This window comes from Gemmiger formicilis, from assembly GCF_024462815.1.
Taxonomy (GTDB): Bacteria; Bacillota; Clostridia; order Oscillospirales; family Ruminococcaceae; genus Gemmiger.
The window spans coordinates 46,321-69,452 of the sequence record NZ_JANGCG010000004.1; the positions used below are offsets into that span (position 1 = coordinate 46,321).

General features: G+C 62.4%; 16 protein-coding genes. All 16 read left to right on the forward strand.

The window, feature by feature from the left end:
- Positions 1 to 138: 138 nt before the first annotated feature.
- The 16 genes from topA (at position 139) to NE623_RS05280 (ending at position 23,129) form a co-directional block, all read left to right on the forward strand.
- Complete coding sequence (gene topA / locus NE623_RS05205; RefSeq protein WP_256271281.1) at positions 139 to 2,223, forward strand: type I DNA topoisomerase; 2,085 nt, start codon at positions 139 to 141, stop codon at positions 2,221 to 2,223.
- On the forward strand, positions 2,223 to 3,536 hold the full coding sequence (trmFO, locus tag NE623_RS05210) for a methylenetetrahydrofolate--tRNA-(uracil(54)-C(5))-methyltransferase (FADH(2)-oxidizing) TrmFO (RefSeq protein WP_256271549.1): 1,314 nt from the start codon (positions 2,223 to 2,225) through the stop codon (positions 3,534 to 3,536). The genes topA and trmFO overlap by 1 nt, the downstream gene beginning before the upstream one ends.
- Complete coding sequence (gene plsX / locus NE623_RS05215; RefSeq protein WP_256271282.1) at positions 3,533 to 4,558, forward strand: phosphate acyltransferase PlsX; 1,026 nt, start codon at positions 3,533 to 3,535, stop codon at positions 4,556 to 4,558. Before trmFO ends, plsX begins: the two co-directional genes overlap by 4 nt.
- Positions 4,559 to 4,694: 136 nt before the next feature.
- Positions 4,695 to 5,360: a ribonuclease III gene (rnc, locus tag NE623_RS05220; protein WP_256271283.1), complete on the forward strand. Its 666-nt coding sequence runs from the start codon at positions 4,695 to 4,697 to the stop codon at positions 5,358 to 5,360.
- A gap of 44 nt (positions 5,361 to 5,404) precedes the next feature.
- On the forward strand, positions 5,405 to 8,962 hold the full coding sequence (gene smc, locus NE623_RS05225) for a chromosome segregation protein SMC (RefSeq protein WP_256271284.1): 3,558 nt from the start codon (positions 5,405 to 5,407) through the stop codon (positions 8,960 to 8,962).
- Positions 8,963 to 9,019: 57 nt separating this feature from the next.
- Entirely contained in the window at positions 9,020 to 10,018 is a 999-nt protein-coding gene (ftsY, locus tag NE623_RS05230) for a signal recognition particle-docking protein FtsY (protein WP_256271285.1), read from the forward strand.
- On the forward strand, positions 10,015 to 10,644 hold the full coding sequence (rdgB, locus tag NE623_RS05235; RefSeq protein ID WP_256271286.1) for an RdgB/HAM1 family non-canonical purine NTP pyrophosphatase: 630 nt from the start codon (positions 10,015 to 10,017) through the stop codon (positions 10,642 to 10,644). Before ftsY ends, rdgB begins: the two co-directional genes overlap by 4 nt.
- Positions 10,645 to 10,816: 172 nt before the next feature.
- Positions 10,817 to 11,119, forward strand: a complete 303-nt coding sequence (locus NE623_RS05240; protein ID WP_256271287.1) for a YhbY family RNA-binding protein — start codon at positions 10,817 to 10,819, stop codon at positions 11,117 to 11,119.
- Positions 11,116 to 11,715, forward strand: coding sequence for a nicotinate (nicotinamide) nucleotide adenylyltransferase (gene nadD / locus NE623_RS05245; RefSeq protein ID WP_256271288.1), 600 nt, complete (start codon positions 11,116 to 11,118; stop codon positions 11,713 to 11,715). The genes NE623_RS05240 and nadD overlap by 4 nt, the downstream gene beginning before the upstream one ends.
- 171 nt (positions 11,716 to 11,886) lie before the next feature.
- On the forward strand, positions 11,887 to 12,453 hold the full coding sequence (gene yqeK, locus NE623_RS05250; protein WP_256271289.1) for a bis(5'-nucleosyl)-tetraphosphatase (symmetrical) YqeK: 567 nt from the start codon (positions 11,887 to 11,889) through the stop codon (positions 12,451 to 12,453).
- Positions 12,454 to 12,483: 30 nt separating this feature from the next.
- On the forward strand, positions 12,484 to 14,400 hold the full coding sequence (locus tag NE623_RS05255) for an LCP family protein (protein ID WP_256271290.1): 1,917 nt from the start codon (positions 12,484 to 12,486) through the stop codon (positions 14,398 to 14,400).
- Positions 14,401 to 14,421: 21 nt separating this feature from the next.
- Positions 14,422 to 14,790: a ribosome silencing factor gene (rsfS, locus tag NE623_RS05260; protein ID WP_256271291.1), complete on the forward strand. Its 369-nt coding sequence runs from the start codon at positions 14,422 to 14,424 to the stop codon at positions 14,788 to 14,790.
- Positions 14,791 to 14,950: 160 nt separating this feature from the next.
- Positions 14,951 to 17,494 (forward strand): leucine--tRNA ligase, encoded by a 2,544-nt coding sequence (gene leuS, locus NE623_RS05265; RefSeq protein ID WP_256271292.1) that lies wholly within the window; start codon positions 14,951 to 14,953, stop codon positions 17,492 to 17,494.
- Positions 17,495 to 17,784: 290 nt separating this feature from the next.
- On the forward strand, positions 17,785 to 18,729 hold the full coding sequence (locus tag NE623_RS05270) for a glycosyltransferase family 2 protein (protein ID WP_256271293.1): 945 nt from the start codon (positions 17,785 to 17,787) through the stop codon (positions 18,727 to 18,729).
- A complete protein-coding gene (locus tag NE623_RS05275) occupies positions 18,730 to 20,058 on the forward strand; it encodes an MATE family efflux transporter (RefSeq protein ID WP_256271294.1) in 1,329 nt (442 codons plus the stop codon).
- A 311-nt stretch (positions 20,059 to 20,369) separates the two neighbouring features.
- Positions 20,370 to 23,129, forward strand: a complete 2,760-nt coding sequence (locus NE623_RS05280; RefSeq protein ID WP_256271295.1) for a GH25 family lysozyme — start codon at positions 20,370 to 20,372, stop codon at positions 23,127 to 23,129.
- Positions 23,130 to 23,132: the final 3 nt, after the last annotated feature.

Here is a 23,132-nt window from a genome sequence, read left to right on the forward strand (position 1 = left end):
CGCCGGGGGCGCACGATTTTAATATAATTTGGAGCTTGTGGGAGCTTTTTGTTTGTGCCGCAAGGCACAAACTCCACCACATTTATTATTTATTATTTCTTATTTTTTATTTATAAATTTTTACACCAGAGGTATATTATGCCAAAATTAGTCATCGTGGAATCCCCTGCCAAGGCGAAAACCATTGGCAAGTATCTGGGCCGCGGCTATAAGGTCACGGCCAGTATGGGCCATGTGCGCGACCTGCCCGCCAGCACGCTGGGCATTGATGTCGAAAATGGCTATACGCCGAAATATATTACAATCAAGGGCAAGCAGAAGCTCGTCAAGGAACTGAAGGCCGAGGCCAAAAAGTGCGACGGCGTCCTGCTGGCAACCGACCCGGACCGCGAGGGCGAGGCCATCAGCTGGCACCTGGCGAACATTCTGGGGCTGGACCCCGCCGCGCCCAACCGCGTGACCTTTGACGAAATCACGAAGAAGGGCGTCAAGGAGGGCATGGCCCACCCCCGCGCCATCGACATTGATTTGTTCAACGCCCAGCAGGCCCGGCGTGAGCTCGACCGCCTTGTGGGCTACAAGCTCAGCCCGTTCCTGTGGCGCAAGGTTCGCAAGGGCCTGTCGGCAGGCCGCGTGCAGAGCGTGGCCGTGCGGCTGATTCGCGACCGCGAGCTGGAAATTGAAAATTTCAAGCCCGATGAATACTGGAACCTGGATGCGCTGCTGTCGGCGGCGGGGGACAAGAGCGAGTTCACCGCCCGGCTGGCCGCCACCGCGGACGGCAAAAAGCTGACCGTGACCAACAAGCAGCAGGCGGATGAGATTCTGGCCGCGCTGGACGGCAAGGACTACACCATCTCCAAGATTGAGAAGGGCAAGCGCCGCCGCCAGCCTGCGCCGCCGTTCATTACGTCTACTTTGCAGCAGGATGCCAGCCGTGCGTTCGGCTTCTCGGCCACGCGCACGATGCGCGCCGCCCAGACGCTGTATGAAGGCGTGGACATTGCCGGGCACGGCACGGTGGGTCTTATCACCTATATGCGTACCGACTCTCTGCGCATTGCCGCCGAGGCACAGACCGCGGCCAAAAACTTTATTGCCGAGCGCTGGGGCGAAAATTACGTCTGCAAGACCGCCCGCAAGTGGAAAAGCCGTTCCGCCACCGCCGCGCAGGACGCGCACGAAGCCATCCGCCCCTCGATGCCCGAGCTGACGCCCGACGAGGTGGAGCAGAGCATCAGCGGCGATACCGCCAAGCTGTACCGCCTGATCTGGAGCCGCTTTATGGCCAGCCAGATGGCCGACTGCATTCAGGATACCGTGTCGGCAAGCATTACGGCGGGGGACTACCTGTTCCGCGCCTCGGGCTTCCGCGTGGCGTTTGACGGCTTCACCGCGCTGTATGAGGAGTCCACCGACGACGCCAAGAAGAAGGAAACCGCCCTGCCCCCGCTGGAGGAGGGCCAGAAGCTGCAGCTGAAAAAGCTGACGGCTGACCAGAAGTTTACCCAGCCGCCGCCGCTGTACACCGAGGCTACGCTCATCCACGCGCTGGAGGAGAACGGCATCGGCCGCCCGTCCACCTACGCGCCCATCATCACCACGATTGTGGACCGCGGTTATGTGGAAAAGGACCAGAAAAAGCTGAAAACCACCCCGCTGGGTCAGGCTGTGAACACCGTTATGATGGAGCAGTTCCCGAACATCGTCGATGTGAAATTCAGCGCTGATATGGAGAAAAAGCTCGATATCGTTGAGGCGGGCAAGGCCGACTGGGTCAAGACTATCGACGAATTTTATCAGGGCTTTGCCAAGAGCCTGGAGCAGGCCGAAAAGAACATGGAGGGCAAGCGCATCAAGGTGGAGGACATCCCCACGGATGAAATCTGCGAGAAGTGCGGCCGCCCGATGGTGATTAAATCCGGCCGGTACGGCAAGTTTGTGGCGTGCTCGGGCTTCCCGGAGTGCCGCAACGCCCACCCGCTGGTGAAGGACACCGGCGGCCTGTGCCCGCTGGACGGCGGCCATATGCTGGTGCGCAAGAGCGCCAAGGGCCGCGTGTACTACGGCTGCAGCAACTACCCCAAGTGCAACTATATGACATGGGATGAGCCTGTGCCAGAAAAGTGCCCCCAGTGCGGCAGCACCCTGTTCAAGAAGAAGGGGCAGCTGTACTGCGCCAAGGAGGGCTGCGGGTTCATCAAGCCGGTGGAGAAGAAATGATGCAGATAAAAGTTATCGGTGCCGGTCTGGCGGGCTGCGAGGCTGCGCTCTGGCTGGCCGACCACGGCGTACAGGTTGCGCTGTATGAGCAGAAGCCGGAGAAGTTTTCCCCCGCGCACAAAAGCGCGGGCTTTGCGGAGCTGATTTGCTCCAACTCGCTCAAGGCCGAGCGCCCGGATTCAGCCTCCGGCCTGCTGAAGCTGGAAATGAAGAGGATGGGCAGCCACCTGCTGGATGCCGCCGAAACCGCCCGCGTGGCGGCGGGCGGGGCACTGGCGGTGGACCGGGATGTGTTTTCTACAGCTGTGACCGAAATGGTGGAAAAACACCCGAACATTACGATTCACCGCGAGGAAGTCACCGCGCTGGACGAGAGCGCACCGGTGCTGGTGGCCAGCGGCCCGCTGACCGAGGGTGCACTGGCGCAGGCCGTGGCCGCGCTGACCGGTGACCATCGGCTGAGCTTTTATGACGCGGTTGCGCCGATTGTGACGGCGGAGAGCCTCGACTATGAGAAGGTCTTTGCGGCGTCCCGCTATGGCCGCGGCGAGGCGGACTACCTGAACTGCCCCTTCAATAAGGAAGAATACGAGAGCTTCCATGCGGCGCTGATTGCCGCCGAGCGCGCCCCGCTGCACGATTTTGACGGCGACCTGACGGTTTACGAGGGCTGTATGCCGATTGAGGTCATGGCCGCCCGCGGCGCGGATACCATCCGCTTCGGCCCGCTGCGCCCGGTCGGTCTGCGTGACCCGCGCACCGGCCACCGCCCATGGGCCGCGGTGCAGCTGCGCGCCGAGAACACGGCCCGCACGCTGTACAATCTGGTCGGCTTCCAGACGAACCTCAAGTGGGGTGAGCAGAAGCGGGTATTCAGTATGATTCCGGGTCTGGAGCACGCGGAGTTTGTGCGCTACGGCGTTATGCACCGCAACACCTTTTTGGAAAGCCCCAAGGTGCTGACCAAGCAGCAATTTTTGAAGGAGCACCCCAACGTGTTTTTTGCCGGGCAGATTACCGGCTTTGAGGGCTATATGGAGAGCGCGGCCAGCGGCCTGCTGGCGGCGCACCAGATTCTGGCGCGGCTGCAGGGCCGCGAACTGCCGCCGCCCCCGGCGGCCACGATGTGCGGCTCTCTGCTGGACTATATCACAACGCCGAACAAGGATTTCCAGCCGATGGGCGCGAATATGGGCATCCTGCCCCGCACCGAGGAAATCAACACCATCCGTGACAAGCGCGAGCGCTATATGGCGCTTTCGCAGGCTGCCCAGGACGCGATGCGCGCATGGGTGAAGGAGTTTGAAGCATGAAAATTTTAGTTGATGCAATGGGCGGCGACAACGCCCCGCTGTGCGTGCTGCAGGGTGCGGCTCAGGCTGCCGCTGAGTTCGGCGACGGCATGGAGCTGGTGCTGCTGGGCGAGGAGAAGGCCATCCGCGACTGCGCGGCCGAGAATAAAATCGACCTTGCACCGTTCACGGTTCTGAACTGCACCGAGACGATTGATATGCACGATGATCCGGTCAAGGCGGTGCGCCACAAGACCGATTCCAGCATGGTCAAGGGCCTTACGATGCTGAAAAACGGCGAGGGCGATGCCTTCGTCAGTGCCGGCTCCACCGGTGCGCTGCACGTGGGCACCAGCCTGATCGTGCGCACGGTCAAGGGCGTCAAGCGCCCGGCGTTGGCCACCCCGATGCCTGGTGCCAAGCAGAACTTCCTGCTGCTGGACTGCGGCGCCAACGTCGAGTGCCGCCCCGAGATGCTGAACGCCTTCGGCACGATGGGCAGCGTCTACGCCGAGAAGGTCATGGGCCGCACCGCGCCGAAGGTGGCGCTGGTCAACAACGGTGCTGAGGAGACGAAGGGCACGCCCACCTACCGCGAGGCACACAAGCTGCTGAAGGCCAACCCCTGCATCCAGTTTGCGGGCAATATTGAGCCGCGCTACATCATGGATGGCGAGGTCGATGTCGTGGTCTGCGACGGCTTTGTCGGCAATGTGGTGCTCAAGCTGACCGAGGGCGTTGCCAAAACGCTGCTGGGTATGCTGAAGAAAATCTTCCTCAAGAACCTGCTGACCAAGCTCAGCTATCTGGGCATCAAGGGCGGTCTGGGTGAGCTGAAGCGGATGATGGACTCCGAGGAGGTCGGCGGTGCGCCGCTGCTGGGCGCGGCCAAGCCGGTTATCAAGGCGCACGGCTCCAGCCACGCCAAGGGCATCAAGAATGCCATCCGTCAGGCAAAGCTCTGTGTTGCCAACGATTTGTGCGGCACGATGGAGAATGCCTTGGCCGCAGTTGCGAAGCAGAAAGAAGAAGCAGAAGCTTAAAAGTAAAGCCGCCCTGTAGGGGCCGGACATGTCCGGCCCGCGGCATAAAAAATACCGCCCGTAAAAGGGCAATCGAGATAAGGTTGAGGGCCGGGCATGCCCGGCCCCTACGGACCAGCCGGAAAGGTGAAAGAATATGGCTCACAAGCCGGAAGAACTGCAGGAGGTCCTGCACTATACATTTAAAAATCCCGCGCTGCTGCGCATTGCGCTGACCCATACCAGCTTTGCGAATGAGAGCAAGGTGGCCACCACCCACAACGAGCGCCTGGAATTTCTGGGCGACAGCGTGCTGAGCGTTGTGGTGGCGGATTACCTGTTCCACCAGTCCGGCCGGCCCGAGGGTGAGCTGACCCGTATGCGCGCCAGCCTTGTCAGCGAGGACGCGCTGTTCCAGTTTGCGCAGGAAATCCATCTGGGTGAGTATCTGCGTCTGGGCCACGGCGAGGACCTGGGCGGCGGCCGCAGCCGTCCCAGCGTTGTGTCGGACGCCTTTGAGGCCGTCATTGCCGCGCTGTATCTGGACGGCGGCATGGAGGTCGCCCGCAATTTCATCCTGCCCTTCATCACCGAGGGCAAGACCGCCGAGGAGGACTACAAGACCCGTCTGCAGGAGGTTGTCCAGCAGGACCCCTCCGCCGTGTTGAAATATGAGGTCACCGACGAGAGTGGCCCCGACCACAACAAGCAGTTCACGGTCTGCGTCTGGCGCAACGGCCAGTTGCTGGCCGAAGGCCGCGGCCGCAGCAAGAAGGCTGCCGAGCAGCACGCCGCCAAGGTGGCGCTGGAAAAGCTGCAATAATGACGCCCCTACGTCCAAACAGAATCGAAAGGTAACACCACTTCATGCGCCTGAAAGAACTGGAAATCCAAGGCTTCAAATCCTTCCCCGATAAGACCAAAATCACCATCGGCGAGGGCATAACCGGCGTTGTCGGGCCCAATGGGTCGGGCAAGTCGAATATATCGGACTCCATCCGCTGGGTGCTGGGCGAGACCAGCTCCAAGCAGCTGCGCGGCAGCGGCAAGATGGAGGATGTCATCTTTGGCGGCACCCAGTCCCGCGGGGCGATGGGTTTTGCCTCGGTTGCGCTGACCATCGACAACAGTGACCACGGTCTGGATATGGACGCCGACGAGGTCACCATCGGCCGCCGGTACTACCGCAGCGGCGAGAGTGAGTACTCCATCAACGGCCAGAACGTCCGCCTGAAGGACGTCTATGAGCTGCTGCTGGACACCGGCATCGGCCGCGACGGCTATGCCATTGTCGGGCAGGGCCGCATTGCCGAAATCGTGGGCGCAAAATCTGCCGAGCGCCGCGAAATTTTTGAGGAGGCCTCCGGCATCGCCAAATACCGCTACCGCAAGAACGAGGCCGAGCGCCGTCTGGACGCCGCCGAGGGCAATCTGGAGCGCCTGCGGGACATTCTGGGCGAGTTGGAAAAGCGGGTCGGCCCCCTGAAGCGCGACAGCGAGAAGGCACAGCAGTTTCTGGAATTGAGCGAGAAGCGAAAGACGCTGGAAATCACCCTCTGGGTGGACGCCATCCGCCGCGCCAACGATTCCCTGCGCGACCAGCAGCGCAAGTATGAGGCCGCGCAGGCTGACTATGACCGCCTGAGCCGCCAGCTGGATGATTTTGACGCAAAAAGCGCGGCCCTGCGTGAGGAAGCCCAGCAGCTGATGCTGAAGGTCGAGCAGGCCAACGCGGACATCCGCACCATCACCGAGGAAAACGCCGGCAGTGAGAGCGAGATCGCCGTTCTGAAAAACGAGAGCGAGCACAGCCGGTTCCGCATCGACGAGGCCAACACCGAGCTCGAGCGCGCAGGGCAGGGGCAGGAGAGCATCGACCGCGAGGCCGCCGAGCACCGCACTGCCATCACTGCCCTGCGGGACGGTATGGCCGCACTGGACGCCCGCGTGGCTGAGCTGCGCGAGGCCCTGCACGCCTTGGAGGAAAAGGCTGCCGCCAGCGGCGAGCGCCGGGACGTCATTGACGCCGCCATGGCCCGCCTGCAGGACACCGCCACCGCCGCCAAGGTGCGCGCCGCCTCGGCGCAGTCAGCGGGGGAGGCCGCCGCTGCCCGTCTGGCCGAAGCCAAGGCGCAAGCCGAAACGATGAAAACCGACGCCGCCGCTGCTGCGGAGGAACGCCGCCGCGCCGAACGCCGCTTCAAGGATGCCGAGGAGGCTGTGACCCGCAACGATAACATCAAGGCGGGCCTCAAGCTCAAGCTCGACAGCCGCCGCCGCCAGCAGGCGGACGCCGCGGACGCCCTGCAGAAGGCTGACCGCGAGAAATCTGCCGCCGCCCAGCGCATCCATATCCTTGAGGATCTGGAGCGCAATATGGACGGCTACCAGCAGAGCGTCAAGGCCGTTATGCGCGCCGCGGGCGGCGGACGCCTGCGGGGCATCATCGGCCCGGTGGCTGGCATCATCACGGTTGAAAAAGGCTACGAGACCGCCATCGAGACAGCCCTCGGCTTTGCCTTGCAGAACATCGTGGTCGAGGACCAGGGCTGTGCCCGCGCCGCCATCGGCTTTCTGAAGGACGAGCGCGCAGGCCGCGCCACCTTCCTGCCGCTGGACACCGTGCAGGGCTCCCGCTTTACCGGGCGGCTGACCGGCACGGCCGAGGTGGCCGCTGACCTTGTAAAGACCAACCCGAAATACCAGCATATCATTGATAACCTACTGGGCCGCATCATCGTGGTCGAAGATCTGACCGAGGCCTCCGCCGTGGCGCGGAACCTCGGCTACCGCAACCGCATTGTCACGCTGGATGGTCAGGTCATCAACGCGGGCGGCTCCTTCACGGGCGGTTCCACGGCCCGCAGTGTCGGCGTGTTCAGCCGCAAGCAGGAGCTGGACGAGCTGCGCGGCAAGCTGACCAAGCTGGAAGCCCGCCGCGCCGAGGCCGAAAAGGAGCTGGCCGCCCGCAAGGCGGAGGTGGATAACCTTTCCGCCCAGCTGGCCGGTGCCGAGGGCGAGGGCATGAACGCCGCCACCGAGCACGTCCGCGCCGGGCTGGAGCTGGAACGCCTGAACAAGGCCGCCGCCCAGAATGAGGAGACGGCCCGCAGTCTGGAAAGTGAAATCGCTGCCCAGCAGGCCGCCGTGGCCCGGAACGAGAGCGCCCGCGCCGAAGCCGAAAAGGCACAGGCGGACGCCGAGGCCGAAATGGCAAGCTACACCGCCGAGCTGGCGGAGCTGGGCGAGAGCACCGGCACCCTGACGGCGGAGCGTGAAAAAATCACCGGCGAACTGTCTGAAAAGCAGCTGCAGCGTCTGGCAGACGAGAAGGACATCGGCCTGCACGAGGCCGCGCTGGAGGGCCTGCAGAGCCGCACCGGCGAGGCCGAGGCCCGCGCCCGCGAGCTGCGCGCCGCCATCGAGGCCGCCAAGGCAAAAATTGAGGCCAACGAGCTGAAGATTGCTGAGATGGAGCGCACCCGCGGCGAGAACAAGCAGAAGATTGCCGCCGCCGAGGAGACCATCCGTTCCGCCAATGCGGCCCGCATGGAGAAGGAAGCCGCCATCAGCAAGCTGGGGCAGGACAACCGAGCTCTGACCGATGAGCGCGAGCGTATGAGCGGCGAAATGGCCCGCCTGGCCGAGCGCCGCACCGCCGCCGAGACCGAGCTGAACGATACGAACAGCAAGCTCTGGGAGGAGTACCAGCTCACCGAGAGCGAGGCCCGCAGCCAGTGCGTGCCCTTTGAGAGCCTGACCGAGCTGCGCCGCAGCGTGGCCGAGGTCCGCGGCAAAATCCGCGGGTTGGGCAATGTCAACGTCGGCGCGATTGACGAGTACAAGGAGGTCAAGGAACGCTATGACTTCCTGAAGGCACAGGTCACCGATGTGGAGAAGGCCAAGAGCGAGCTGACTCGGATGATTGCCGAGCTCTGCAGTGAGATGGAGGAGCTCTTCACAACGAGTTTCAAGCAGATCAACACCCACTTCCAGCAGATTTTCAAGGAGCTGTTCGGCGGCGGCCATGCGCGGCTGTACCTGTCGGACGAGTCGAACGTGCTGGAATCCGGCATTGAGATTGAGGTCTCGCCCCCGGGCAAGGTCATCAAGAACCTGTCGGCGCTTTCGGGCGGTGAGCAGGCGCTGGTGGCAATCTCGATTTATTTTGCCATCCTCAGTGTCAACCCCGCGCCGTTCTGCTTCCTGGACGAGATTGAGGCTGCGCTGGATGATGTCAACGTGGCGCGCTACGCACAGTATCTGCGCCGCATGACCGACCGCACCCAGTTCATCGTCATCACCCACCGCCGCGGTACGATGGAGGCGGCGGACGTCCTGTACGGCGTCACGATGCAGGAGGACGGCGTTTCCAAGATACTGCGCCTTGACCTTGACAAGGTCAGCGCAGACCTGATTACCTGATACCGCCCCTACACATGCTGTGAAAACAGAGAGTAAGCTGAAAAAAGGAGGGCCACCATGGGCTTTTTCAACTTCTTCAAACGCGATATTACCGAGGAAGAATTTCAGGAGCAGCAAAAGGTCAAGCGCGGTCTGGAAAAGACCCGCACGGGCTTTTTCCAGAACATTGTCAACACGCTGACCCATGCGCAGATTGACGATGACCTCTATGACCAGCTGGAGGAGCAGCTCATTCTGGCCGATGTCGGCCCTGCCTGCGCCGTGCGCCTGGTGGACGAGCTGCATGACGAGGTCAAGGAAAAGCACCTCAAGACCGGGCAGGAGGCGCTGGACGCCCTGCGCGGCATCATCTGTCAGGAGCTGACCCCCCGCTACCCGATGGAGCTGAACGGCAAGCCCGCCGTGATTCTGGTCATCGGCGTCAACGGCGTGGGCAAGACTACAACCATCGCCAAGCTGGCCGCGCTGTACAAAAAGCAGGGCCGCCGCGTCATGCTGGCCGCAGGCGATACCTTCCGCGCTGCCGCCAGTGAGCAGCTGGAGCTGTGGGCCGACCGCGCCGGTGTACCGCTGGTGCAGGCCGGTATGGGTGCAGACCCGGCGGCGGTCATCTTTGACGCCGTCAAGAGCGCCACGGCCCGCGGCTATGATATGGTCATTGCCGACACCGCAGGCCGCCTGCACAACAAGAAGGGCCTGATGGACGAGCTGTCCAAGATTTCCCGCAGTGTCAAAAAGGCCAGCCCCGAGGCCAGCCTGGAGGTGCTGCTGGTGCTGGACGCCATCACCGGCCAGAACGCCATCAGCCAGGCGGAGGAGTTCTGCCGCGCAGCCAGCGCCACCGGCGTGGTGCTGACCAAGCTGGACGGCACCCCCCGCGGCGGCTGCGCAGTCTCTGTCTGGGAGAACCTGGGCCTGCCTATCCGGTTCATCGGCGTGGGCGAAAAAATTGACGATCTGATGGAGTTTGACGCCCAGACCTTTGTGGAAAGCCTGCTGCCGGAATCCGCCCTGCAGAAGCCCGAGGAAGAAAAGCAGGAGGAGGACGAAGCATGATTGTCTGCGCCGCAAGCAACAACGCGGGCAAGCTCAAGGAGCTGCGCCGTATTCTGGAGCGGATGGGCCACGAGGTCAAAAGCCTGCGCGAGCTGGGCATAACCCTTGACCCCGAGGAGACCGGCACCACCTTTGCCGAGAACGCCCGCATCAAGGCCGAGGCGTTCTGCAAGGCCAGCGGCCTGCCCACCGTGGCCGATGATTCCGGCCTTTGCGCCGACGCCCTGCACGGCGCGCCCGGCGTCTACAGCGCCCGCTATGCCGGGCACCACGGCGACGATGCCGCCAACAATGAAAAGCTGCTGCGGGAAATGGCCGATGTACCGGCAGAAAAGCGCGGCGCAAAATTTGTTTCGGCAGTCTGCTTTATGCTGCCGGACGGCCGTGCGCTGGAGGTCGAGGGCGAGTGCCCCGGCAAAATCGCCTTTGCGCTGCAGAACGGCGACTACGGTTTCGGCTATGATCCGCTGTTCATCCCCGATGAATACGGCATCCCGGACGGAAAGCGCCCCAACGCCGAGGGCCGCAGCTATGCCCAGCTGACCCCCGACGAGAAGGACGCCATCAGCCACCGCGGCCGTGCCATGGAAAAGCTGGCCGATGAGCTGCCGGGGTTTTTGGGCTGACACTGACCCTGTAGGGGGCGATGCTTGCATCGACCCGCAAAGAGGCTGCCGACCTGCGGTCGGATGCAAGCATCCGCCCCTACAACCCATTTAAAAGGGGCTTTGTAGGGGCCGGGCCTGCCCGGCCCCGACCGCGATACGATATATACTATAATTATAAAGGAGCAACCCTATGTCTTTAACCAGCAAACAGCGCGCTGCACTGCGCAGCGCGGCAAATACGATGGACCCTGTCTACCAGATTGGCAAGGGCGAGATTGACGATACCCTCAAGCAGGGCATTGCCGACTGCATCGCTGCCCGCGAGCTCATCAAGGTCAAGGTCCTGGAAAACAGCGAGTATTCCGCCCGCGAGGCCGCCGACATCCTGTGCGAGGCCATCGGCTGCGAGTGCGTGCAGGTCATCGGCCGCAAGTTCGTTCTTTTCAAGCAGAAGAAAAAGGAAAGCGCCTACACCGCCGTGCTTGCAAAATGAAGATACTGCTTTACGGCGGTACCTTTGACCCGCCCCACAACGGCCATATGAACAATCTGCGGGCCGCGCTGGCCCTTGTGCAGCCGGATCGCGCCATTGTTATGCCCGCGGGCACACCGCCCCACAAGCACGCCAGCGCCACCCCGGCAGCGTTGCGCCTTGCCATGTGTGGCTGCTTTACGGCGCTGTCCCCGGTGGTGGAGGTCAGCGACTGGGAAATCCGGCAGGGCGGGCGCAGCTATACCGTGCACACGCTGGAAATGCTGCACCGCACAAACCCCGGCGCAGAGCTGTATCTCTGCATCGGCAGCGATATGCTGCTGACCTTTGCTGAGTGGTACCGCTGGCAGGATATGCTGCGCATGGCTTCGCTGGTGGTGGAAAGCCGCACCGGCACCGATTTGCAGGTGTTGCACGCCGCCGCCGCACAGCTGGAGGCAGCGGGCGGCAGGGTGCTGTTTGCCCGGGCCGAAAGCTACCCCTGCGCATCCAGCGACATCCGCAGCGGAAAGCTCCCGCCGGAAAAGTGGCCGGAGGTTCTGCCGCCGGAGGCACTGGCGGTCATCCGCCAAAACCGGCTTTACGGCAGCTTGTAGGGCGGCCAGCCCTCTGGCCGCCGCGGCGGGGTGGGGGCATCCCGCCCTACGCCTTATCATAAAGGGGTACCTGTGTAGGGGCGGATGCTTGCATCCGCCCCCGGGTCGAAGCAAGAATCGCCCCCTACAAGTCATGCGAAAACACAGCAGTGGAAGGGAAAGTCGAACCACATGGATTACGCCGAAGCAAAGAAACTTGTCAAGGCCCGGCTGAGCGAGAAGCGCTGGACCCACACGAAAAATGTAAAAAAAATGGCAGTAAAGCTCGCCAAGCGGTGGGGCGCTGACCCGGAAAAGGCTGCTATGGCGGCAATTCTTCACGATTCCGCCAAGGAACTGCCCAAATCGGAGTTGTTGCAGATTTTTGCCGATAATGCTATAATAGCAGAAAATGCCCCCGCACGCCCTTCGCCGGTGTGGCATGGCATTGCCGCCGCCATTCTGGCCCAGACGCAATGGGGTGTTTCTGACCCGGAGATTTTGTCCGCCATCCGCTGCCACACCACCGGCAAGCCGGATATGTCCAAGCTCGATAAAATCATCTATCTGGCCGATATGACCAGCGCCGAGCGCGACTGGCCCGGCGTGGAGGAGCTGCGCGCTCTGCAGATGGAAAATCTGGACCGGGCCCTGTGCGACGCACTGAAGCGCAGCATAGATTTCGTGGAAGAAAAGGGCGGCACGCTGGACCCTGAAAGCGTGGCCGCCTATGAGTACGCAAAAGCACATCTGGAATAAAACCACTCCATACAGCAGGGAGGAACAAAAATGAGCGAACCGCGTAAGCTGTACACCGGCAGTGCAACCGGTGGGCAGGATCAGCAGCAGTATGAGGCAGCCCGCCGCCGCGCCCAGCAGCTGGCCGAACAGAACGCCCGCCGCCGCACGGTGCAGCAGCCCATGCGCACGGCACAGGGAAGGCATATCAGCCAGCGCCCGGCCGTGCCCCCACAGCCCGCCCCGGAGCCGGTGCAGGAGGCCCCCGCACAGCCGCAGGCCCCCGCGCAGGAAGCCCCGCGTGAGCTGACCTACGCCCAGCGGCAGGCTATGGCCTACCGCGCCGCAACCGAGCGCAAATACGGCGATACCTTGCAGTTTCAGGTGCAGCGCCCCCGCCGCACCGTGAACCGCCCGCCGGAGCAGGCCCAGCAGGCTGCCAACCGCCTGTATGACCAGCCGCAGCGGAGCGCAGCACAGCCGCAGGCCGCACCGCGCTCCCGCGCCCAGGTGCAGCAGATGGATCTGAACACCGCCAAGGGCAGCAAGCCGATGTATGATGTGGAGGCCGCAGGTGGCATCCGTCTGGAGAACGAAGCGCCGAAGCCCCGCAAGCGCCGCGCTGACCCCGAAGCCCCCAAGACCGCCGCAGGCGGCGGACGCAAGCCCCCGCGTGATGGTGACAAGCCCCCGCGCAAGGGTAAGGGCAGCGGCAAAAAGGGCGGCAAGGACGGCGGCGGTAAGAACGGCAAGGGTGCCAAAAAGAAGAAAAAAATCCGCTGGTGGCAGATTCTGCTCATCACGCTGCTGGTCATTGCGCTGATTTTCGGCGGTGCGTTCGCCCTGATTATGGGTGCCATTACCCCGGCGGGCGGCAACATCAAGCTGAACCAGCTGATTAACACGCCCAAGGAATTCCAGGGCAAGGAGCTGAACTTCCTGATGGTCGGCATCGACCGCTCGTCCCAGAAGGAGGGCGACGACCTCAATGATGCAGGCGTCGATGACGGCAACACCGATATGATCCTCTACGTCCATTTCAACAACGAGACGGGCGAGATGAAGATGCTGCAGATCCCCCGCGACACGATGGTCACGACCGACCGCAGCGTGTCGGGCAACTACCGCATCAACAATATTGCCAAGACCCAGGCCGCCGACAGCAACAGCATGAACATGGCCGCCCTGTGCACGCAGGTTTCGAATATGTACCAGCTGCCGATCGATGGTTATATGACCATCCGCCTGGAAATGCTTGTGCAGCTGGTCGACACCTTCGGCGGCATTGAACTGTACGTCCCGCAGGAGATGGATTATAAAGGCAGCCACCTGGATCAGGGCTACCAGACGCTGAACGGTGACGCCTGCGAGTTCCTGCTGCGCACACGTCACATCTATCCGAACGGCGACATCGGCCGCCTGAATATGCAGCGCCAGTTCTACGCGGCGCTGTTCCGCAAGCTCAAGAGCATCGGCAACATCTGGGACGTTGCCAGACTGACCCCCGCCGTGCTGAACTATATGGAGACTAGTTTGAGCGCCTCGCAGCTTGCCAGCTTTGCGGTCAGTATGCTGAAGATCGACTCCAGCAAGATCATGATCTGCCAGATGCCCATTAAGATGGCCGGAAAGTACAACGGACAGGCCGTTGTCTACCCGGCCCGCCAGGAGGACGCCGACCTGCTGAACCAGTATTTCCGCGAGAATACCGGCTTTGTGGATGCCAGTGAGCTGCAGCTCTGCGACGATGCGTCTGTGCTGGGCTTTGATTTGAGCGGCTACACCGCAACCGACCCGAACATCCAGTTTATGGGTGGCCTGATGTCGGAGGCCGATGACGCCCAGAAGAACGATAACCTTGATGGCTCCAACCAGGTGGCGGACGTTATGGCGTCTGAGCCCACGCCGGCACCCGAAAGCACCGACACTGCGGACAGCGCCGATGCCGAAAGCCAGCCTGCCGCTTAACTTACACTAGGAGAAACACGTATGCAAAGCAAAGAACTTGCCATTCGTCTGGCGCGTGCGCTGGACGCCAAAAAGGCCCTCAATGTCCACATTCTGGCTGTGGAGGACCTGACCACCGTTACGGAATATTTCGTCATTGCCACCGGCACGTCCACCACCCACGTGGGCGCACTGGCCGATGAGGCGGAGTTCCAGCTTGACCGCGAGGGCGTCAAGGTGCTGCGCACCGAGGGCCATGACGGCAAGCGCTGGGTGCTGCTGGACTACGGCAGCGTCATCGTCCACGTTTTCACGCAGGAGGCCCACGATTACTACGACCTGGAGCACCTCTGGGCTGACGCCACCGTGGTGCCCGCCAGCGAGTGGATGGCAGAGGAAGAAAATAAATAATAAAGAAAAAATAATAAATAATAAAAAATGTGGAGTTTTGCCCGGCGGGGCAAAACAAAAATTCCCGGTTCCCCATTTTTGAGCCGCGCAGCGGCGGTCCACCAAATTTATTATTTATTATTTATTATCTCTTATTTGAAAGAAAAGTGGGGAGAATACTATGAAGTACGATTTCAAATCGGTCGAGGCCAAATGGCAGAAGGTGTGGGCGGACGAAAAGACCTTCCACGCTGAAATCGACCATTCCAAGCCGAAATTCTATGCACTGGTCGAGTTCCCGTACCCGTCTGCGGCCGGTCTGCACGTGGGCCATCCGCGCAGCTACACCGCGCTGGACATCGTTGCCCGCAAAAAGCGCCAGTGCGGCTATAACGTCCTCTACCCGATGGGCTGGGACGCCTTCGGCCTGCCGACCGAGAACTACGCCCTGAAAAACCACATCAACCCGGAAATCGTCACCGCCCAGAACGTGGCCCGCTTCAAGAGCCAGCTGCAGGCGCTGGGCCTGTCCTTTGACTGGGACCGTGAAATCAACACCACCGACCCCGAGTATTACAAGTGGACCCAGTGGATTTTCATCCAGCTGTTCAAGAAGGGCCTTGCCTACAAGAAGGAAACCACAGTCAACTACTGCACAGGCTGCAAGGTCGTTCTGGCCAATGAGGAGGTTGTCAACGGCGTGTGCGAGCGCTGCGGCAGCCCCGTTGTGCAGAAGAACAAGAGCCAGTGGATGCTGAAAATCACCGCCTACGCTGACCGCCTGATCAACGATCTGGACGATGTGGACTACATCGACCGCGTCAAGACCCAGCAGCGCAACTGGATCGGCCGCAGCCACGGCGCGGAAATCAACTTTGATACCACCGCCGGTGACACCCTGACCGTCTACACCACCCGCGCCGATACGCTGTTCGGCGCAACCTATATGGTCATCAGCCCCGAGCACGCCTTCATCAAGAAGTGGGTGGACGCGGGTCTTATTAAGAATGCCGACGCCGTGGCCGCCTATCAGGAGGAGGCCGCCCGCAAGTCTGACTTCGAGCGCACCGAGCTGAACAAGGAAAAGACCGGCGTTGTCATTGAGGGCGTCAAGGGCATCAACCCCGTCAACGGCAAGGAAATCCCCATCTTCATCTCCGACTATGTTCTGGCCACCTACGGCACCGGCGCCATTATGGCCGTGCCTGCCCACGACACCCGCGACTGGGAGTTTGCCAAGAAGTTCAATCTGCCTATCATCGAGGTCGTCAAGGGCAATACCCCCAGTGACCTTGACAAGGAGGCGTTCACCGATGTGGCCACCGGCACGCTGGTCAACTCCGACTTCCTGAACGGCCTCTCTGTCGAGGACGCCAAGAACAAGATGTACGCCTGGCTGGAGGAGAACGGCAAGGGCCACAAGCAGGTCAATTTCAAGCTGCGTGACTGGGTGTTCAGCCGCCAGCGCTACTGGGGCGAGCCCATCCCGATGGTCTACTGCGACAAGTGCGGTTGGGTGCCCCTGCCCGAGAGCGAGCTGCCCCTGCGCCTGCCCGAAATCAAGGACTTTGAGCCCGGCGAGAACGGCGAAAGCCCGCTGGCCCGCCACACCGAGTGGGTCAACACCACCTGCCCCTGCTGCGGTGCCCCCGCCAAGCGTGAGACCGACACCATGCCCCAGTGGGCCGGCTCGAGCTGGTATTTCCTGCGCTACTGCGACCCCCACAACCATGACGCTATCGCCAGCAAGGAGGCGCTGGAATACTGGAGCCCCGTGGACTGGTACAACGGCGGCATGGAGCACACCACCCTGCACCTGCTGTACAGCCGCTTCTGGCACAAGTTCCTGTATGATATCGGCGTGGTTCCCACCAAGGAGCCCTACCAGAAGCGTACCTCTCACGGTATGATTCTGGGCCTGAACCCCCATGCGTTTGAGAACCAGCCCGATGCCGAGCGCAAGCGCCTGCTGGCCGAGTACGGCGACGAGAAGGGCGCCCGCAAGGCACTGGTCGAGAAGTACGGCGAGATGGCCGAGCATCCCATCGTCAAGATGTCCAAGTCTCTGGGCAACGTTGTCAACCCTGATGACGTGGTCAACGAGTACGGCGCCGACACCCTGCGCCTGTATGAGATGTTCATCGGCGACTTTGAAAAGGCCGCGCCGTGGAACACCTCCTCTATCAAGGGCTGCAAGCGCTTCCTGGATAAAATCTGGTCGATGAGCGAGAAGCTCGTCCCCGGTGAGGGCATCCGCCCCGAGCTGGAGGCCGTTGCCAACCGCACCATCAAGAAGGTCGGCGAGGACATTGACGCCCTGAAGGCCAACACCGCGATTGCCCAGCTGATGATTTACGTCAACGCGCTGAGCGACAACGGCGGCGCCACCAAGGCCGAGTACGAGGTTCTGCTGCAGCTGCTGAACCCGTTTGCTCCCCATATGACCGAGGAGCTGTGGCAGCAGCTGGGCCACACCGAGCAACTGGCCTACCACGCATGGCCCACCTATGACGAGGCCAAGTGCGTGGAGCAGACGATTGAGATTGCCGTACAGGTCAACGGCAAGGTCAAGGCCCGCATCAAGGTGCCCGCCGCCATTGAGAACGCGGACGCCATTGCCGCCGCCAAGGCCGAACCCGCCGTGGCCGAAGCCATCGCCGGTAAGACCATTGCCAAGGAAATTTACGTCAAGGGCAAGCTGGTCAACATTGCCGTCAAAGGCTGATTGAATTAACCACCGCGCCCCGCCCCCCGGCGGGGCGCTTTTGTTTGGTTGTGCGGACCTTTCCGAATTATCTTGCGCAGTAGGGGCGGGGCTCTGCTCCGCCCGTGGGGCTTACCCGCAAGCGGCGTCTATCGGGAAGGCTGCGGGGCGTCGGGGACGCCGCCCCCCTACAGTGGCAGCCCGGATGCGGGGCGATGCGGCACCCGCATATGCCCGCGTTTTTTGTTTACAAAACGGTAAAACTACGCTATAATAAAAAATACGGAATTTTGATGAAGGAGGGGCACGCTATGCTCATCAGCCTGATTGTACCTTGCTACAACGAAGAAGAAGCTATGCCCCTCTTTTACAGGGAGGCGTCCCGCGTGGCGGCGGAGATGAAAACCAGCCACGGCGCGGATTTTGAGTTTATCTTTGTGGATGACGGCTCCCGTGACGGCACCCTGCGCGTGGCCCGTGCGCTGCACGCGCAGGACGAGCGCGTGCGGTATGTCTCCTTCAGCCGTAACTTCGGCAAGGAGGCCGGTATCTACGCCGGGCTGCAGGCCGCCAAGGGTGACTACATTGCCACAATGGACGCCGATTTGCAGGACCCGCCCGCGCTGCTGCCCCGGATGCTGGACACCCTGCTCACCGGAGAGTATGACTGCGCGGCCACCCGCCGCACCACCCGCAAGGGGGAGCCGCCGCTGCGCAGCTGGTTTGCCCGCAAATTTTACCAGATCATCAACAAGATGTCGGACACCGAGATTATGGACGGCGCCCGCGATTTCCGCCTGATGACCCGCAAAATGACCGATGCCGTGCTGAGCATGGCCGAGTACAACCGCTTCAGCAAGGGCATTTTCAGCTGGGTCGGCTTCCGCACCAAATGGTTCGAGTATGAAAACGTTGAGCGCGTGGCCGGCACCACAAAGTGGAACTTCTGGGGGCTGCTCAAATACTCCATCGAGGGCATTGTCGGCTTCTCAACCACGCCGCTGCTGGTGGCGGCGGGTGTGGGGATTCTGTTCTGCCTGCTGGCGTTTGTTGGCATTATCTTTGTTGTTGTCCGTGCGCTGCTCTTCGGCGACCCCACCTCCGGCTGGCCCAGTATGGTCTGCATCATCCTGCTGTGCAGCGGTGTGCAGCTGTTCTGCACCGGCATTGTGGGCGAGTATCTGGCCAAGACCTATCTGGAGGTCAAGCACCGCCCCATCTACATTGTGGCCGAGACGGAAGAGGATAAAAAGTAAATGCGTGATATGACCAAGGGTGCTCCGCTGGGGCACCTCTTTCTGTATGCGGTGCCGCTGCTGCTGGGAAACTGGCTGCAGCTGGCGTATAATGCGGTGGATTCCATCATCGCGGGGCGATTCATCGGGCAGGAGGCGCTGGCTGCCGAGGGCGTGGCCGGGCCGGTGATGAACCTTGTCATACTGGCCATCAGCGGGCTTTGCATCGGCGCGGGCGTGCTGATGAGTGAGGCGTTCGGCGCAAAGAAAACCGAGCGCTTGAAAGAAACATTGGCCACAACGCTGCTGTTCGGGGCGCTGCTCTGCTGCGCGGCGGCTGCGGCGGGCTGCCTGGCCACGCCGTGGATTCTGCGCTGGCTGGCGGTGCCGGACGATATTTTTGCCATCACCGGCATCTATCTGCGCATTACGTTTCTGGGCGCGCCGTTCACCTTCTTTTACAACGCGCTGGCCGCGGGGCTGAAAAGCGTGGGGGACAGCAAAACGCCGCTGAAATTCCTTGCGTTCTCCGCCGTGCTCAATGCGACGCTGGATTTAGTGCTCATCGGCGGGCTGGGGTTCGGCATTGTGTGCAGCGCGGTCACCACCGTGGTGGCGGAGGCAGCCAGTGCGCTGATGGCCGCCGTCTATATGGCGCGCCGCGTGCCGGAGCTCTGCCCCGGGCGCGGGCAGTGGCGCATCCGGCGCGAGCTGCTGGGGCCCATTCTGCACTGCGGCTCCATCACGGCGCTGCAACAGGCGGTGCAGCCCATCTGCAAGGTGCTGATTCAGGGGCAGGTCAACGCGCTGGGTGTGGGGGCCATTGCGGCCTTCAACGCGGTCACGCGGGTGGATGATTTTGCCTTCACGCCGGAGCAGAGCATCGCCACGGCCATTATGACGTACATCGCGCAGAACCGCGGGGCCCGGCAGCCGGAGCGCATCCGCCGCGGGTTTGCGGTCGGCCTGCGGCTGGAGCTGGGCTACTGGCTGCTGATGGGCAGCGCGACGCTGCTGCTCCGCCGCCCCATTCTGGCACTGTTTGTGGCAGGGGAGGGCGCAGACGCGGTGGTTGCCCTTGGCTGCGAGTATCTGGGGTATATGGCACTGTTCTACGCCCTGCCCGCGCTGACGAACGGATTTCAGGGTTTTTACCGCGGCATGGGCAAGATGACCACCACCCTGATTGGCACCTGCCTGCAGGCGGGGCTGCGTGCGGCGCTGGCCGCGGTGCTGGCCCCACGGCTTGGCCTGCCCGGCATTGCCCTTGCCTGCGCTTTTGGCTGGTGTGTGATGCTGGCCTTTGAGGTGCCGTATTATTTTTATACCTGTAAAAAGCGGGGACTATGATGGCCTATGCCGTTCCCGGACCGTTTGCAGGGCGGGGTGACCCCACCCCGCCGTAAGCACCCCGCCGCAAGCACCCGGCAGTATGCCGCATATGTGTTGCCGCTGTAGGGGGGGCGTCCCCGACGCCCCGCAAAATTCCGCGGATGGGAAACACCCCCAAAAATCATCTTGCAGCAGGGACCGGAACGGCCCCTGCTTTTTGTGTAAAATTCGGCAAAGAGGGCGGCGGCTGATTGTATTTTTCTCGACAAAATGCTACACTAATAGAAGTAACTATCCGCATACATTTTGCCTGAGTGAGGTCAACTGCCGTGCCTGAAGAACGCAAAATTTACCGTGCCCCCGCAGGGGCTGCAAAAACGCCCGCCCGCGCCGGTGCGCCGCGCACCAATGCGCCGCAGCCGCCCAGAAGGCCGAAGCGCCGCCCCAACAAACGCCGCCGCAGCCGCTTGGTGCTGGGCGTGTGTTTGCTCTGCCTGCTGGTGACGCTGGTGGTCTCGCTGGTGCTGACGCGCTGCGCGTCGGAGGCGGAGGGCCCGGCCCAGCCGGACTACGGCACACCCGCCGCGGCCTGGCAGAAAAACGAGCTCGGCTACTACTTCAACGCCAGCGGGCAGGCCATCCCTGCGGCGGTGCTCAAGGGAATGGATGTCTCCAAATTCCAGGGCGAGGTCGATTGGGAAACCGCCAAAAACGCGGGCATCGACTTTGCCATCATCCGCTGCGGCTTCGGCGGCGAGTGGGACGGCCAGGAGGAGGGCTGGGCGCAGGATGACCCCCAGTGGCGGCGCAACGCCGATGAATGTACCCGGCTGGGCATCCCCTTTGGCACCTATCTTTACTCCTACGCCACCACGGTGGAGGAGGCCCGCAGCGAGGCCGACCACGTTGCCCGCCTGCTGGGCCTGACCGCGCCGCCGCAGGAGGGACTGGACGACTACACCGCCACGCCCTACCAGCTCAGCTATCCGGTCTACTACGATCTGGAGGATAAATACATCAGCGGCGTGTTCCCCGCTGAAATGGCCGAGTTGACCGAGGCATTCTTCTCCCGGCTGGAGGAGTACGGCTACACCGGCAAGCAGGGTATCTATGCCTCGCTGAACTGGGTACGTGCGCGGTTCAGCGACCCCGGGTTTGACAAATGGCGGGATAATCTCTGGATTGCCCGCTTCTCTGACAAGCTGGGCTACACCGGCACCTACGATATGTGGCAGTCCACCTACAGTGCGCCGGGCGCTGACTACGGCGTCCAGAGTGAGACGGTCGATCTGGATTTTGTTATGCGGCCCTTTGCGCTGACCGGCCTTACGAGTGCCAACGGCAAGGCGGCGGGGCCGGTGCTGGTGAACGATACCCGCACGGATGAGCTGCATCTGGACGGCAAGGATACCTACGCCACATTGGCAACGAACGAGCCGGGTGAGGACGCCGGTGGCCGCAGGGTCTACTGGACCACCAGCGACAAGACCGTGGCCACGGTTGACAAAAACGGCACCGTCCGCGCCCGCACGGACAGCGGCGAGTGCACGATTACGGCCACGCTGGCTGATGGCACCGAGAGCATCTCCTGCCTTGTGCGGGTGGGGGACATCACGGTTCCGGTCTTTGCCACGGCCAATCTGGCGGGCGAGCGCACCACGCTGGCGGACGCCGCCGCGCTGAAGGCCTCAACGCCGGACTCGATTCTGCTGGACGCGGGCAACGCCCTGCACGGCACGACCAGCGCCAGCCTGACCGGCGGTATGGATATGCTGAGCGCCTTCTCGGCGGCGGGGTATGACCTGCAGGCAATGGCGCTGGAGGATTTTGCCTACGGCACCACCCGTCTGCTCAGTGATGCCAATATGGGCAGCGGCCCCTCGCTGGCGTCCAACATCCTGAACAACGAGGCGACCGCGGTGTTTTACCGTTCCACCAGCTGGAACCGCAACCGCGTCACCAACGGTATGTACACGATTGTGGAGCGCGCCGGGTATAAAATCGGCTTCTTTGCGCTGAATGACACCGCGCAGGCGGCGCAGTATTCCGCCGCCAACGGCGAGTATATCACGGCCCGCGACTGGGCGGACACGGCTAAGGAACAGATTGCCGCCCTGCAGAACGCCGGGTGTGATGCCATCCTTGCCGTGGCATCCACTGCGCCCGCGGGAGACTGGCAGAAGGCGCTGCTGAACAGCGGCGTGACGGCCATCATTGACGCTACAGCGTCCGAAAATGGCACAAACGTGCTGGGCGCAGGGCTGGGGCTGGACGGTGTGGCCCGGATGAATCTGGTGTTCACGCAGGGCGGCGGCTGCCGTGTGGAGCTGCAGGAGCCGGTTTCCGCCGCCGCGCTGGAGAGCAGCCGCAACAGATGGCTGAGCCTGAGCGCCGCCGCGGCCACCGAGACAGCGCAGCCCGATGCCGCCGACCCCGACAAGGACACCGAGGCGGCAGGCGGCAAGGACACCGCCGCCCCTACCGAGACCGTGGACGAGGCACAGCAGGCAGGCGCGGAGGCCTATGCCTATGCCGCCGCCAAACTGTCCGCGCTCGACGCCGATGACCAGAGCATACTCTACACGCCGCTGTTCACCTACGCCGAGAACCCGGACGCAAGCCGGACCATCAGTTTCGGCAACTATCTGGCCGCGCTCTATGCCGGGATCGCAGCCGCGGACCCGGCCTCCGGCCTGCCGGAGGGGGCCGCCGTGGAGGCAATGGCCGGCGGTGTGACCGAACCCGAATACGGCGACATCACCCGCGGCGACCTGATGAACGCCCTGCCCGCCACGGCCCGCATCCAGTTGGTCAGCACCACGGCGGACGCCGCCAGAGCACTGGCCGACAGCGGGGTGAGCCGCGTCTACCAGAACAGCCTGACCGAGTACGCCCCCGCGGGGGATGTGGTCTACCTGATTACCGACAGCACCACGCTGGCAAGCCTTGGCGCAGACTACACCGTTTTGCGGGATTACGGCGATGTGTTCTGGGCGGTGCGTATGAATATCAATGATTTGACGAACAATTTTACAGAAAACTTCACCCTGCCCGAGGCCCCGCAGTACGGTGTGGGCCGCCGGGGATAACAA

Coding starts and splice junctions, on each gene's coding strand:
- topA (WP_256271281.1), top strand. CDS start 139: ATGCCAAAATTAGTCATCGTGGAATCCCCTGCCAAGGCGAAAACCATT.
- trmFO (WP_256271549.1), top strand. CDS start 2,223: ATGCAGATAAAAGTTATCGGTGCCGGTCTGGCGGGCTGCGAGGCTGCG.
- plsX (WP_256271282.1), top strand. CDS start 3,533: ATGAAAATTTTAGTTGATGCAATGGGCGGCGACAACGCCCCGCTGTGC.
- rnc (WP_256271283.1), top strand. CDS start 4,695: ATGGCTCACAAGCCGGAAGAACTGCAGGAGGTCCTGCACTATACATTT.
- smc (WP_256271284.1), top strand. CDS start 5,405: ATGCGCCTGAAAGAACTGGAAATCCAAGGCTTCAAATCCTTCCCCGAT.
- ftsY (WP_256271285.1), top strand. CDS start 9,020: ATGGGCTTTTTCAACTTCTTCAAACGCGATATTACCGAGGAAGAATTT.
- rdgB (WP_256271286.1), top strand. CDS start 10,015: ATGATTGTCTGCGCCGCAAGCAACAACGCGGGCAAGCTCAAGGAGCTG.
- NE623_RS05240 (WP_256271287.1), top strand. CDS start 10,817: ATGTCTTTAACCAGCAAACAGCGCGCTGCACTGCGCAGCGCGGCAAAT.
- nadD (WP_256271288.1), top strand. CDS start 11,116: ATGAAGATACTGCTTTACGGCGGTACCTTTGACCCGCCCCACAACGGC.
- yqeK (WP_256271289.1), top strand. CDS start 11,887: ATGGATTACGCCGAAGCAAAGAAACTTGTCAAGGCCCGGCTGAGCGAG.
- NE623_RS05255 (WP_256271290.1), top strand. CDS start 12,484: ATGAGCGAACCGCGTAAGCTGTACACCGGCAGTGCAACCGGTGGGCAG.
- rsfS (WP_256271291.1), top strand. CDS start 14,422: ATGCAAAGCAAAGAACTTGCCATTCGTCTGGCGCGTGCGCTGGACGCC.
- leuS (WP_256271292.1), top strand. CDS start 14,951: ATGAAGTACGATTTCAAATCGGTCGAGGCCAAATGGCAGAAGGTGTGG.
- NE623_RS05270 (WP_256271293.1), top strand. CDS start 17,785: ATGCTCATCAGCCTGATTGTACCTTGCTACAACGAAGAAGAAGCTATG.
- NE623_RS05275 (WP_256271294.1), top strand. CDS start 18,730: ATGCGTGATATGACCAAGGGTGCTCCGCTGGGGCACCTCTTTCTGTAT.